The sequence below is a fragment of the Stenotrophomonas sp. MYb57 genome, assembly GCF_002966815.1.
GTDB classification, from domain to species: Bacteria; Pseudomonadota; Gammaproteobacteria; order Xanthomonadales; family Xanthomonadaceae; genus Stenotrophomonas; species Stenotrophomonas indicatrix.
Genome location: NZ_CP023271.1, coordinates 1,718,630 through 1,731,575 on the forward strand (window position 1 = coordinate 1,718,630; position 12,946 = coordinate 1,731,575).

The 12,946-nt window shown below is 64.4% G+C and carries 14 protein-coding genes and 3 tRNA genes; 9 read left to right on the forward strand and 8 right to left on the reverse strand.

Annotation, left to right across the window (positions count from 1 at the left end; genetic code table 11):
- From CLM74_RS07850 to CLM74_RS07860, 3 genes are all read left to right on the forward strand, one after another.
- Positions 1–3,726, forward strand: coding sequence for a PilC/PilY family type IV pilus protein (locus tag CLM74_RS07850; RefSeq protein WP_105163803.1), 3,726 nt, complete (start codon positions 1–3; stop codon positions 3,724–3,726).
- Between the two features lie 65 nt (positions 3,727–3,791).
- Positions 3,792–4,163: a type IV pilin protein gene (locus tag CLM74_RS07855; protein WP_105164961.1), complete on the forward strand. Its 372-nt coding sequence runs from the start codon at positions 3,792–3,794 to the stop codon at positions 4,161–4,163.
- Positions 4,164–4,219: 56 nt separating this feature from the next.
- Positions 4,220–4,296, forward strand: a tRNA-Asn gene (locus CLM74_RS07860).
- 61 nt (positions 4,297–4,357) lie between these two features.
- Here CLM74_RS07860 and CLM74_RS07865 read toward each other — a convergent pair.
- Positions 4,358–4,891 (reverse strand): GspH/FimT family protein, encoded by a 534-nt coding sequence (locus tag CLM74_RS07865; RefSeq protein WP_105163804.1) that lies wholly within the window; start codon positions 4,889–4,891, stop codon positions 4,358–4,360.
- A 150-nt stretch (positions 4,892–5,041) separates the two neighbouring features.
- On the opposite strand from CLM74_RS07865, the gene uvrB reads away from it, so the two are divergent.
- The 3 genes from uvrB (at position 5,042) to CLM74_RS07880 (ending at position 7,420) form a co-directional block, all read left to right on the forward strand.
- Entirely contained in the window at positions 5,042–7,066 is a 2,025-nt protein-coding gene (uvrB, locus tag CLM74_RS07870; RefSeq protein ID WP_025875241.1) for an excinuclease ABC subunit UvrB, read from the forward strand.
- Positions 7,067–7,173: 107 nt separating this feature from the next.
- Positions 7,174–7,248, forward strand: a tRNA-Val gene (locus CLM74_RS07875).
- Between the two features lie 97 nt (positions 7,249–7,345).
- Positions 7,346–7,420, forward strand: a tRNA-Val gene (locus tag CLM74_RS07880).
- 112 nt (positions 7,421–7,532) lie between these two features.
- On the opposite strand, the gene CLM74_RS07885 is transcribed toward CLM74_RS07880, so the two are convergent.
- The 5 genes from CLM74_RS07885 to CLM74_RS07905 form a co-directional block, all read right to left on the reverse strand.
- Positions 7,533–7,865 (reverse strand): hypothetical protein, encoded by a 333-nt coding sequence (locus CLM74_RS07885; protein WP_105163805.1) that lies wholly within the window; start codon positions 7,863–7,865, stop codon positions 7,533–7,535.
- A 262-nt stretch (positions 7,866–8,127) separates the two neighbouring features.
- Positions 8,128–8,322 (reverse strand): hypothetical protein, encoded by a 195-nt coding sequence (locus CLM74_RS07890; RefSeq protein ID WP_032975716.1) that lies wholly within the window; start codon positions 8,320–8,322, stop codon positions 8,128–8,130.
- A gap of 31 nt (positions 8,323–8,353) precedes the next feature.
- Positions 8,354–8,545, reverse strand: coding sequence for a hypothetical protein (locus tag CLM74_RS07895; protein ID WP_032975717.1), 192 nt, complete (start codon positions 8,543–8,545; stop codon positions 8,354–8,356).
- Between the two features lie 65 nt (positions 8,546–8,610).
- A complete protein-coding gene (locus tag CLM74_RS07900) occupies positions 8,611–8,805 on the reverse strand; it encodes a hypothetical protein (protein WP_025875233.1) in 195 nt (64 codons plus the stop codon).
- Positions 8,806–8,816: 11 nt separating this feature from the next.
- The gene (locus tag CLM74_RS07905; RefSeq protein ID WP_105163806.1) at positions 8,817–9,386 is read right to left on the reverse strand and encodes a TlpA disulfide reductase family protein; all 570 of its coding nucleotides are present in this window, start codon (positions 9,384–9,386) and stop codon (positions 8,817–8,819) included.
- Positions 9,387–9,493: 107 nt separating this feature from the next.
- Here CLM74_RS07905 and CLM74_RS21650 point away from each other — a divergent pair, with 107 nt between their 5' ends.
- Positions 9,494–9,634, forward strand: coding sequence for a hypothetical protein (locus tag CLM74_RS21650; protein WP_162887621.1), 141 nt, complete (start codon positions 9,494–9,496; stop codon positions 9,632–9,634).
- Between the two features lie 8 nt (positions 9,635–9,642).
- Here CLM74_RS21650 and CLM74_RS07910 read toward each other — a convergent pair whose 3' ends face one another.
- On the reverse strand, positions 9,643–9,930 hold the full coding sequence (locus CLM74_RS07910) for a hypothetical protein (protein WP_025875229.1): 288 nt from the start codon (positions 9,928–9,930) through the stop codon (positions 9,643–9,645).
- 39 nt (positions 9,931–9,969) lie between these two features.
- Complete coding sequence (locus tag CLM74_RS07915; RefSeq protein WP_025875227.1) at positions 9,970–10,737, reverse strand: MipA/OmpV family protein; 768 nt, start codon at positions 10,735–10,737, stop codon at positions 9,970–9,972.
- Positions 10,738–10,881: 144 nt separating this feature from the next.
- Between CLM74_RS07915 and CLM74_RS07920 the strand changes: the two genes are divergently transcribed.
- Both CLM74_RS07920 and CLM74_RS07925 read left to right on the forward strand, forming a co-directional pair.
- Positions 10,882–11,553 (forward strand): response regulator transcription factor, encoded by a 672-nt coding sequence (locus CLM74_RS07920; protein ID WP_025875225.1) that lies wholly within the window; start codon positions 10,882–10,884, stop codon positions 11,551–11,553.
- Position 11,554: 1 nt separating this feature from the next.
- The gene (locus CLM74_RS07925) at positions 11,555–12,898 is read left to right on the forward strand and encodes a HAMP domain-containing sensor histidine kinase (protein ID WP_032975720.1); all 1,344 of its coding nucleotides are present in this window, start codon (positions 11,555–11,557) and stop codon (positions 12,896–12,898) included.
- Positions 12,899–12,946 lie beyond the last annotated feature (48 nt).

Here is a 12,946-nt window from a genome sequence, read left to right on the forward strand (position 1 = left end):
ATGGCTACGCGTAGAACCCAATGGATGGCTGCCGGATCGGCGGTCGTGGTCGCCGGTCTGGCGGTGGTCGCCTACAACCTGACTGCCGCGCAGGCACAGGGCGTGCTGGCCCAGGCGCCGCTCAACAACCAGGTGCAGACGCCACCGGCTTTCATCATGGCGGTGGACGATTCCGGCTCGATGACCTTCCAGACCCAGTTCCCGGGCCAGGACGGCGAAGGTTGCTGGGACAGCAACCGGCAGAGCTTCTTCGACCGCAACGGCAACATCAACACCTCTGGCAGCTGCGATTATTTCTATGTCCTGCCGGGCGCCAGGATCAACAACTACTACGGTATCCCGCCGCTTGATTCGCTGGGTTTTGCGCGCTCTTCTTCGTACAACCCGACCTATTTCAATCCCGCGGTGAACTACGGGCCATGGGTTGATGGTACCGGCGCACCGTACCCGAACGCAGCATTGGATGCGACGAAAATCGATCCCCGCAATACCGACACCGTGGCACTGGCGGGTAACTACTACACTACGGCCGCCAGTAACAGTTTCCGAATGCAGAACGGCATGGTGATTCCCGCCAATACGCCGTTCCGCTATGGCAACAGCAACTACAACCTCAACTACGATTACACCTGGAACAATGGTGCGGCAACGGTCTACATGCAGTATTGGCCTGCTACGTTCTTCACCCCCTGGACTTCCGACAGCGATCCCTATCCGCAGCTGGACGGCGCGGCCAATGCGTACTCAGGGGTTGATCGCACAAAGGTGAACAACGCTTGCGGCAGCGGCTGCGCGCTGTGGAAATACACGATCAAGCCGGGCAACACCGCAGCACTGCAGAATTTTGCGAACTGGTACTCGTACTATGGAAACCGCAACCGCGCGATGATCGCTGGCATGACGCGCTCCTTGGCCGACGTCAATAATCTCCGCGTGGGTTACTTCCGTATCAATCAGTACAGCAGTTACAACAGTGGCACCGACAACAACAAGCGCCTAGCCATGCGTGACATGGCGGTGCCCAACGACAAAGCGGCGCTGTACACGGATATGATCGCGCTTACCGCCAGTGGTGGTACGCCCAACCGTTTCGCCGTCGATGCGGCGGCCCTGCAGTTCACCCGCATCGATTCGGCTGCGCCGGTTCAGCTGGCCTGCCAGAAGAACGCTGTGATGCTGTTCACCGACGGCTTCAGCAACCAGGGCGGACCCAGCACCGCCGGCAACGCCGATGGCGCCATGGGCACTCCGTTCAGTGATGGCAACTTCAACACCATGGCCGACATTGTCAGCCAGTATTACAACGACCGATCTGGTCAACCGCCGTTGCGCGCGGACCTGCTGGCGGGCCAGGTGCCGGTGGTAAATGCGTGCAAGGCCGGCAACCCGGACAAGCGACTGGACTGCCAGACCAATCTGCACCTGAATTTCTACGGGGTTACCCTCGGCGCGCGTGGCAACCTGTTCAATCCCGACCTGAAACAGGACGCCTACACCGACGCCTCCGTGTACAACAACTGGCCGGCCCGTCAGGACGATGACCGCAGCACCGTCGATGATATCTGGCACGCCGCGGTCAATACCCGTGGCGAGTACATCAATGCGCGGACGCCGGAGGAAATCACCACCGCGATGCGTCGTGTCCTGTCAGCGGTGACCAGCGGTGCCTCGCCGTCCGGCGGCGTGGGCTCCAGTGGTGCGCGCATTGGTGCCGGCTCGATCTCGGTGGCTCCCAGCTATGAGATCGCCAATGAAGGTACCGACTGGTTCAGCCGCCTGACGGCCAGCACGCTGTCGGTCGACCAGAAGACGCGCGCCGTGATCTCCACGCCGATATGGGAGGCCAGCGCACAGCTGCCGGCGCCCACGTCGCGCTCTGTGTATTTCACCAAGAACGGCGCTACGAGCAAGTTCAGCGGTGCGAACGTCACTCTGGACGACCTGTGCACCAAGCCCGCCACGCTGTATCCGGGTATGTCCCGTTGCAACAAGGCCGAGCTGGAGAAGCTGGGTGCCAACGCCGCTTCGGCGGTGAACTATCTGCTGGGCGACACCAGCGGCGAAAAGCGCAGCGGTGGCGCACTGCGCGATCGCACCACGCGGCTGGGTGACATCGTGACCTCCAGCCCGGTGGTCAGCGCGCCGATCGACGACTACGGCTACCGGCGCTTCAGCGGCGACCTGGGTAGCAGCTACGGCCTGTATCTGGATGGCAAGGCCAAGTCGGCCAAGTACATGGTCTACGTGGGTGCCAACGATGGCATGCTGCATGCTTTCAATGGTGGCATCAACGCCAAAGGCGAGGTGCTAGGCGGTGGTGGTAGTGAGGACTTCGCTTATATCCCGGCCACCGCGTTGGGGCACATGGGCAACCTGCTGTTCCCCTACAACTCGACCGATCTGAACGATCAGAAATTCGACCATCGCTACTACGTCGATGGCCAGATCGCGGTGGGCGACAGCTACTACGGCCGCAACTGGCATACCACCCTGGTCGGCGCAGCCGGCGCAGGTGGACGCAGCGTTTTCGCGCTCGACGTGACGGCGGGAACCACTTTTGGTGCCGGCAGCAAGTTGTGGGAAATCAGTGATCTGGACAACAGCCTGCCGGAAGCTGTGCGCAAGAACATCGGTCACGTGCTGGGCAAGCCGGTCATCGTGCCGGTGCTGGAGAACGGCGCGCCGGTGTGGAAGGCGATCTTCGGCAATGGCTTCAACAGTGCCAACCAGAAGGCGGTGCTGTTCATGGTCGACATCGGCACCGGTACGCCGCGGGTGACCATGATCGAAGCGGTGGAAGCGGCGGCCCCGGCGGGCAACAATGGGCTGGGCAGTATCGTGGTGGTTGACCGCTGGGGCGGCAGCAAGCAGAACGAACGTCGTCGTGATGGTTATTCCGATACCGTCTACGGCACCGACCAGAAGGGCGCAGTCTGGAAGTTCGATCTGCGCGATACCTCCAGCAGCCTGACCACGCCGCTGTTCACTACGCGCTCCTACACCGAAGGTGGTCGCACCCTGCGCCAGCCGATCACCGGTGGCATCACCGCAGGCAATGGTGCCACCGGCGGCGTGATGCTGTACTTCGGCAGTGGCAGCTTCTCCTTCGTCGGTGATCCGACCGATACTTCCTTGCAGAGCCTGTATGCAGTCAATGACACGGTGAACGGTCCGGTCACCGGTACGCTGACCCGCGCCAGCCTGACATCAGGTGCGGTCAGTACCACCGGTGATCAGCGCATGCTGTCGCAGGGGGCTCCACCCAGCAATGCGCGCGGCTGGTACATCGACCTGCCGGCCGGCGAACGCTTCGTCGGCAACCCGACCCTCTCCAATGGCATCGTCTACATGCCGACCTATGTGCCGATGGTGGGAAGCACAGGCTGCGCTTCATCGGGCAACAACTGGTTGTTCGGCCTGCAGGCATTGACCGGCAGCGGTGCGCTGGGCCGTGCGACGATCAATTCACCCGATGGTGTGCAGGTGGCATCCGGTACGGCGGCGCTGAAAATCAATTCGACCGGCGCCAGCGGCGGTGTGGTGCGTGACATCAAGGCCGGTGCGTTGTCGCGTGACACGCCACCGAACATGGTGCCGGGCACGCCGGGGGGAGAAAATCCACCCGCGCCGCCAACCCCGGCCTGCGTGCAGCCAATCAACAAGGGCGATGAAACGCTCTACGTTCCCTATCCGTGCGGCCGCCAATCGTGGAGACAGATCCAGTGAGCAAGCCCTCTTTTTCCCCTCGCTCGCTGCGCTCGGCTGCCCAAGGCTTCACGCTGATCGAACTGATGATCGTGGTCATCGTCGTCGGTATCCTGGCCGCTGTGGCCTATCCCAACTACTCCGAGCACGTGCGCAAGTCGCGCCGTGCAGCAGCAAAGGCGGAAATGGTGGAGTATGCGCAGCGCGCCGAGCGTCACCACACGCTGAACAACAGCTACGCCTCGTTCACCTTCAGTGAAACCAACAGCACCAAGATAAATTCGCCCCGTGAGGGTGGGGCCACGATGTATGCGGTAACCATCGTGCCGACCGCCACGGCCTACACCATTACGGCAGTGCCGCAGGGCAACCAGGCCAAGGACAAGTGCGGCACGCTGACCCTCAACCAGGCGGGCGTGAAGACCCCGGCCAACTCCGGTAGCCTGACCTGCTGGTGAGTGGTTTCAACGGAGGCTTGCATCGTCGCGGATGAGCATCTAGAATGCGCCTCCCCGCCCGAATAGCTCAGCCGGTTAGAGCACTTGACTGTTAATCAGGGGGTCGTTGGTTCGAGTCCAACTTCGGGCGCCAGATCCTGCAGAAGCCGCGAGAAATCGCGGCTTCTGCTTTTCTGCGTCAGCGCCGCCTCAGCTCAGAATGGGCAAGGGGCCCGGTTTCGTTGGCGGGCCGAGCGGGTACGGCCGACGTTGTTGACGATCACCGCGCTGTGCAGCTCCGCTCCCACGCAGATGCTTACCGTCAGTGTGTTGCCGCCACTACGCCCGTCGCCTTGGAATCGCAGGTACTTGCGGCCTTCAGTGCTGTCGACGCGTATCCGCGGAGATCTCGTTCCGCCCATGAACTGACGCGGGCTTGCCTCTTCGGCCGCGTTGGGTGATCGGTCCGCCTGGATCAACCAGCCGCGGGCCCAGTCGGCATCACAGCCGGTTCCATCGATGCTTGGACATACGGTGACCGCGCGGCGATGGGTGATGGCCATGGCGCGGGCGGTGTTGAACACCGATACCAGCCGCATGCGGGTGGTGTCCGCTCGGCTGCGTTCCAAAGGCTGTACCAGCGCAGGCAATGCCACGGCGACGAGTATTGCCAGCAACGCCACGGCGGCGGCGAGCTCGACAAGGGTGAGGCCCGGAAGATGCCTGTGGCAGGGGGGCGGGAAAGGCATGGGATGCGCTCCAGTGGGGGAGGTCCCAACCTGCGCCTTGATACCCAGTTGCAACCATCAGCCTGACCCCCACCTTTGAGGGGGGCTTCCCCTCAGCCGACCGTCACCGGACGCCCCCTATACTTACCTTCCCCGAGACCTGGCAACACCATGAGCGACAGTTTTCAACTTGTCTCGCCGTATTCGCCGGCGGGAGACCAGCCCGATGCCATCGCCAAGCTGACCAGCAATTTCGAGGCCGGCGTCGCCAAGCAGACCCTGCTGGGCGTCACCGGCTCGGGCAAGACCTACACCATCGCCAACGTCATCCAGCAGGTGCAGAAGCCGACGCTGATCATGGCGCCGAACAAGACCCTGGCAGCGCAGCTGTACGGTGAGTTCAAGGCGTTCTTCCCGCACAACGCGGTGGAGTACTTCGTCAGCTATTACGATTACTACCAGCCGGAAGCCTACGTGCCGTCGTCGGACACCTTCATCGAGAAGGACAGTTCGATCAACGAGCACATCGAACAGATGCGGCTGGCGGCGACCAAGACCCTGCTGTCACGGCCGGATGCGATCGTGGTGGCGACCGTGTCGGCCATCTACGGCCTGGGTGCGCCGGAAGACTACCTGTCGCTGCGCCTGATCCTGTCCAAGGGCGAGCGCATCGACCAGCGCGACCTGATCAATCACCTGACCCAGCTGCAGTACACGCGCAACGAATACGAGCTGCAGCGCGGTACCTTCCGCGTGCGCGGTGAAGTGATCGACGTGTTCCCGGCGGAGTCGGACAGTGAGGCCCTGCGCATCGAACTGTTCGATGGCGAGGTGGAAAAGATCACGATGTTCGATCCGCTCACCGGCGAGACCATGCGCAACCTCATGCGCTTCACCGTGTATCCGAAGACCCACTACGCGACTACGCGTGAACGGGTGCTGGCGGCGGTGGAAACCATCAAGGTCGAGCTGAAGGAGCGGTTGGAGCAGCTGTACGCGCAGAACAAGCTGGTCGAGGCGCAGCGCCTGGCCCAGCGCACCCAGTTCGACCTCGAAATGATGGCCGAAGTCGGTTTCTGCAACGGCATCGAGAACTACTCGCGGCATTTGACCGGCAAGAACGCGGGCGAGCCGCCGCCGACCCTGTTCGATTACCTGCCGGCTGATGCGCTGCTGGTGATCGACGAATCGCACGTGACCATTCCGCAGATCGGTGCCATGTTCAAGGGTGACCGGTCGCGCAAGGAAACCCTGGTCGAGTTCGGCTTCCGCCTGCCGTCAGCGCTGGACAACCGTCCGCTGCGCTTCGAGGAGTGGGAGGCGCGCTGCCCGCGCAGCATCTATGTGTCGGCGACACCGGGTCCGTATGAATTCCGCGAGGCCGGAGAGGACATGGCCGAGCTGGTCGTGCGCCCGACCGGGCTGATCGACCCCGTGGTGGAGATCCGCCCGGTCGGCACCCAGGTCGATGACCTGATGAGCGAGGCCAACGAGCGGATCAAGGCCGGTGACCGCGTGCTGGTCACCACCCTGACCAAGCGCATGGCCGAAAACCTCACCGAGTACCTGACCGAGCACGGCATCCGCGTGCGCTACCTGCACTCGGACATCGATACCGTTGAACGCGTGGAGATCATCCGTGACCTGCGTCTGGGCAAGTTCGATGTGCTGGTCGGCATCAACCTGCTGCGCGAGGGGCTGGACATGCCCGAGGTCTCGCTGGTGGCGATCCTGGATGCGGACAAGGAGGGCTTCCTGCGCTCGACCGGCTCGTTGATCCAGACCATCGGCCGTGCGGCGCGCAACGTGCGTGGCAAGGCCATCCTGTACGCGGACAAGATCACCCGTTCGATGCAGGCAGCGATCGATGAGACCGACCGCCGCCGCACCAAGCAGGTCGAGTACAACCTGGAGCACGGCATCACTCCGCGCTCCGTGGCGCGGCCGATCGTCGACGTGCTGGAGGGCGCACGCTCGGACGCCGCCGAGAAGGAGTCCCGCAAGGGCAAGGGCAAAGGCCGTTCCGGGGTGGCAGAGGACACGATCGACTACCGTTCGCTCAGTCCGGCGCAGCTGGCCGCTCGCCTCAAGGCCCTGGAGCAGCGGATGTACCAGCATGCCAAGGACCTGGAATTCGAGGATGCCGCCCGGGTGCGCGACCAGATCAGGCAGCTGAAGGAAGCCAGCCTGGGCTGAACGCGGTAATGCGGCTTTTCTTCACAAAAGTATTGCGCTTGCCGGTCGTCGTCCGTAATATACGCGGCCTGCACCGACGCAATCGCGGCGCTGCAGAAGCAACAAACGGGCGGTTAGCTCAGCGGTAGAGCACTACCTTGACATGGTAGGGGTCACAGGTTCGAACCCTGTACCGCCCACCACGAAGTCCCCCAGGGGGCTGTCGTGAGCATGAAAAGCCCGGCCCTGGCGCCGGGTTTTTACGTAGAAGCAGCAGCCTGCGGGCTGCACGGAATATTTGGGCGGTTAGCTCAGCGGTAGAGCACTACCTTGACATGGTAGGGGTCACAGGTTCGAACCCTGTACCGCCCACCACCGGTTCCCGGCATGGCCGGAGCAGCGGTGGAAACGATGAAAGCCGGCTCTGGGCCGGTTTTTTTGTGCCTGCGATCCGCGCTCGTTCCAGCCTGGCCGGCTGCTGCCAGCGTCAACCGCGTTGCTCGACACTGGCGCTGCGCTGCAGCTGCCAATGACCATTCACGCGCTGCCACAGTTGCAGCATTCCCCGGGCGTGCGATTGCCCGCGCTGTATACCGTCGGCATCAAAGTGCACGCGAGCGTGGGCCACCTGCAGTACGCGATCCGCACTCAGGCGCAGGATCTGCACGCTCTGGCTGTCCGTCTGGCCGTACGTGGCAGGCGCGCGGACGGCACGTTGGGCATCGGCCTGCAGGATCTGCATCCGCAGCGAATCGCTTCCGGTACCGCCGTCGCGGTTGCACAGACCGGCCATCAACAGCAGCAGGGCAAGCATCGGCATGGCACGGTGCTCCGGAGAAGGGAGCCCAGCGTTGCACTGCGGCCTGCGCTGTGAAACCGGTATCCGACGAAGACCGCAAAAGTGCGCGCCAACCAGAGCCAGCAAGGATGAATCCGTGCCCGGCCGGGGCGGCGGCAGAACACGATAATGAAAAAGGGCCGGGCCACCCGTGAAGGCAGTCCGGCCCGTTTGCCCGTAAGTGACCCCGTTGGCCGGGAAGCCTGGGCTCAGGTCACGACGTGGCTGGAACCATCAGGCGGGCTCAGAGCGGATCGCAGCACAGGCGAGGGCCGGACCAATGCCCTGAGCCGCCATACGGACAGCCCGGGGTGAATTCACAGCCCGGTGCGAACCCGGCCTTGGCCGGAGTGGCGAAGGCCTGCGCGGCACCGAATGACATGGCGGCCACCACGACGAGGCCGGCAATGGACGAGAACAGCTTCTTCTTTCCGATCATCTGTATCTCCTTTGCAGCGCTTCGAGGCGGGTTACATGGGGTCGCAGCAGACCAGCAGGCCGTGGGAGCCTGCGTTGCCATAGGGGCAGCTCGGATGTTCCTTGCAGCCCGGCGCGAAGCCGGTCTTCACCGGAGTGGCGAAGGCCTGCGCGGCACCGAATGACATGGCGGCCACGACAACGATGCCGGCAATGGACGAGAACAGCTTCTTCTTTCCGATCATGTGTATCTCCTTGGAATGGCGATGGAACATGAAGTCACCGCGTGCGGGGCGGTGTCGAAGCGGGATCAGTTGGCGACGCAGCAGATGCGCGTGCCGCCGGCGCGGCCATTGCCGCCGAACATGCATCCGGGGGTATCCACGCAACCCGGTGCAAAGCCGGTCTTCACCGGTGTGGCGAAGGCCTGTGCGGCCCCGAATGACATTGCAGCAACGATGACGATACCGGCGACGGACGAGAACAGCGTTTTCTTCCCGATCATGTGTATCTCCTTCAGTTGGTGTGGCTTCCCGGATTCATTGCGTTGGCGACGGCCTGCACCGTCCCGGTGTCGAGCTGGCCGACATGCTTGTAGGCGATGCTGCCATCTGCGGCCAGCACCATCAGCATCGGTGTCAGCGTGGCGCGGTAGCGCTTGGAGACTTCGCCCTGATCGTCGACGGCGATCGGAAACGCCAGCGCGTGCTTGCCTGCGTAGTCGGCAAGCTGGTCGTACGGTGGCAGGCCCACGCCCACCAGCTCGGCACTGCCTCGCGCAGCCGCGATCTGCTGCAGTTGTGGCACCGAGGCCAGGCAGTAACGGCAGGCGGTAGAGAAGAAGTAGAGGATCTGCGGCACGCCGCGCGCGCCACCGATATCGACATGGGTCTGCTGCGTCGTCCGCAGGGTCAATAGTTCAGGCCGGGTGCCGTTGGCAAGACCATGCGCGTCCAGCTGCGTCTGCTGCAGCTGCGCCGCCATCTGTTCGTTGACCTGCCGCAACTGGCGGTTCTGCCAGGAGAGCATGATGACCAGTGCGGCCAGCAGCAGGGCGACTACGGGAAACAGTGCACGCTTGAGCATCGATCATCCTTGAACGCCGCGTTGCATCGACCATACCGGAAACAGCAACAGGAATGTCAAGCTTTTGTATCATCGGTGACGCAGTTCCCAAACCTCAGGACGCCACCATGAGTGACCATGCTCCCGTTTCCCGGCCTAACCCGATCATCGAACTGCTGTTCGGCGGCAACATGCTGGAAGGCACCTTCAAGGCCGTGATCTGGGTCGCACTGCTGTCTGCGGTGCTGGCCTGGACGACCTTCCGCTGACGGGACGCTCAGGCCGCAGTGAAGGCCTGGCGCAGGCTGCGCAGCGTCGCCTGGCGATATTCGGCCGCACACGGCTCGCCCATTTCCAGCTCCTGCAGGCGCAGGCCGACCAGGGTCATCGACAGTGCGTATCCGCGCGCAGCATCGGCAGCGCGTGACAGGCCAAGTGCACGTCGGGTCAACGCGTCCACATGATCCATGTCCGGCAGCAGGCCCAGGTAGGCGCGCTCGGCGCTGTCCAGATCCGGCGCGCGCAGGATCGCGTTGGCATCGGCGGTGGGGGTGACAGCGGCCATGCGGGATCCTTGTTGTCCGTGGGGCGGATGCAGGTTCGGTCAGAACGCGCGCATCAGCGAGATGAAAGCGGAGGTCTGGCTGCTGCGCCGTGCCATCGGGCTGTCTTCGACGGCATCACCGAACCACTGGTTGGCGACGACGCCAGTTGCGCGCCATTTCGTACCCAGGGGCGTGCTGACCGCGATCTGCAGGCTCGGCGAGGTGGCACTGCCGGGCTTGTAGGCCGCCAGCCCGGAGCGCAGTGCTTCCTCGTCGCTGATGCCGTAGTAGTAGTCGAGCAGGCGGGCGCTGGAATGCACCACGCCCACGCGCGGCACCCAGGTGAAGCGGCCGGCCTGGATCGGATAGCTGTAATGCAGGCTGGATTCAACGCCGCCGCCGTGTCCGCTCACCTCGCGCTTCACGCTGGCCGCCACCGCGCCCCAGTCGGCGCTGTAGTCGGCATTGATGCCAACCATCGCCGACATCTGCCGGCTGTGCAGGCGGCGCAGCTGCGGATCGTTCACGTCGTCGGTCTTGAAGCGCAACGTGTAGGGCGTCGCCACCGCCGACAGGCGCAGGCCGTCGGCCTTGTAGAGGTTCATGCCAAGCGAACCGGGGCTGGCAAAGAATCGCTTGCCCTGCCAGGACAGCGCCGGCAGCACCAGCGGCTTGTCGTCATAGTGCGCGTAGGCGCCAGTGGTCGCGCCGAAGGTGATGCCGGCCTGTACCCCCGGAGCCTGTTCCTGCGCGGTGGCCAGCAGCGGCGTGGAGAGAGCGACGGTGCACAGCAGGGGGCGCAGCAGGGCGGGGGACAGTGAGGTCATCGAAGTAGTGCGTTGCAGGGATGGCGATGCATGCTGCGCGCGCAACATTGTCGGAACATTGCGCAGGCGCAATCTGCTGGCATCGCCGCCAGCTGCACGCCGAAGGCACTATGATCGGCACCGTTTCCGGTTGCCGAGCCCCCGATGCGCATTCTCCTGGTCGAAGATGACCCCGATCTCTCGCGAGCCCTGCAGTCCGGGCTTGAGCGCCAGGGTGTGGTCGCCGACGTGGTCGGCAGCCTGGCCGAGGCTGCGCTCGCCCTGCGTGAGCCGGTGCATCAGCTGATGCTGCTCGATCGGCAGCTGCCCGATGGTGATGGCGTGGGCTTCGTGGCGACTGCCCGTGCGCTGCGGCCGAACCTGGCGGTGATCATGCTCACTGCCAAGGGTGGGCTGTCGGACAAGGTGGAGGGGCTGGATGTCGGTGCCGATGACTACCTGGTCAAGCCGGTGGCGATCGAAGAGCTGATGGCGCGCATCCGCGCCGTCTCGCGTCGACCGTCGGCGATGGTGACCCCCCGGTTGCGGCTGGGCCGGCTGGAGTTCGATTTCGAATCGCTGCAGGCGCAGGTGGATGGCCAGCCAGTCGCACTGCCGCGGCGGCAGGTGCTGGTGCTGCAGGCGCTGGCGATGCGGCAGGGGCGCACGGTCACCCGCAGTGCGCTGGAAGCGGCGGTGTACGGATTCGATGATGAGATCCAGTCCAATGCGCTCGATGCGCACATTTCAAAGCTGCGCAAGGCGCTGCAGCAGGCCGGGGCAGGCGTGGAGATCCACGTGATCCGCGGCGTCGGCTACCTGCTGGCGGAGGCCTGAGATGGCACGACCGATCCGTTCGATCACCCTTGGACTGGCGTGGCGGCTGTTCCTGGCGCAGGCCTTCACGGTGTTGTTCGCCGTCGTCGCGCTGATCCTGACCTGGGGCGACAAGGACACCTGGGGCATGGACATGTTCATGGCCGAGAGCGCAGCCAATGCGGTGCACAGCGAAGGCGGCCGTCTGGTGCTGGACGAAGCACGCTGGCAGAAGCTCGATGCGCGTGCCGGTGGCAACCTGTGGTTCGCGGCGGTGGACGATCGCGGTGCATGGCTGCAGCGCGGCACGCTGCCTGCCATCCACGCGCCGCTGCTGGCCCGCCTGCCGACACTGGGTGCCACCGAGCTGGGATCGCTGGTACCGCCGTACCTGGATGTGGCGCGGGTGATGATCCGCAACGAAGACGGCCGCCGCATCACGGTGATGGTGGGCGGGGCGCCGAAGGGCGGCCTGCTGGATGGCGCATTGATGGTGCTGCGGCTGATCGGCCTGTGGTTCTTCCTGCCGTTGATCGTGGTCACGCTGCTGGTGATGCCGACGGTGATCCATCGCGCCATGCGTGGCGTGCGCCGGTCCGCGCAGCAGGCCAAGGAGCTGGATATCGGCCAGCCCGGTGCGCGCCTGGACGCGCAGCTGGTATCGACCGAGGTCGCGCCTCTGGTCGAAGCGTTCAACGATGCGATCGACAAGGTGCAGCAGGGCTACGCAGCACGCGATAAATTCCTGGCCGACGCCGCACATGAGCTGCGGGTACCGATTGCGGTGGTACAGGCGCGCTTGTCGCAGTTGCCGCAGGGGGAGCTCAAATCGCAGCTGCTGACCGATGTCGCCCGTCTCGGCAACGTCGCCGAGCACCTGCTCGACCTGCAGCGCCTGGACCGGAACGTCGCAGCCTTGCAGCGCCTGGACCTGGCGCATGTCGTGCGCGAAGCGGCCGCCGACCTTGCGCCTCTGGTCGTTGGTGCCGGCTACGGCTTTGAAGTGGATGCGCCGGAGACGCCTGTATGGATCCATGGCGATGGCCTCGCCCTGGGGCGGGTGATCGCCAACCTGGTGCACAACGCCATCGTCCATGGCGGCGGGCGCGGCACCATCTGCGTGCGTCTGGACCGGCAGGGCCTGCTTGAAGTCAGCGACCAGGGCGCCGGCGTGCCGGTCGGTGACCGCGAGGCGATCTTCGAGCCGTTCCACCGCCTGCGTGCTGCTGGCAGTGGCAGCGGCCTCGGCCTGCATCTGGTCAAGGAGATCGTGCAGCACCACGGCGGCACGGTGAGCGTGGGCGAGGCCGTTGGGGGTGGGGCGAGCTTCCGGGTCAACTTCCACCGCGGCAGCGTGCGTCGCTAGCCGGGCGCTGACAACGCCACACGGTGTTGCCTGATGGCTGGGTGAGGC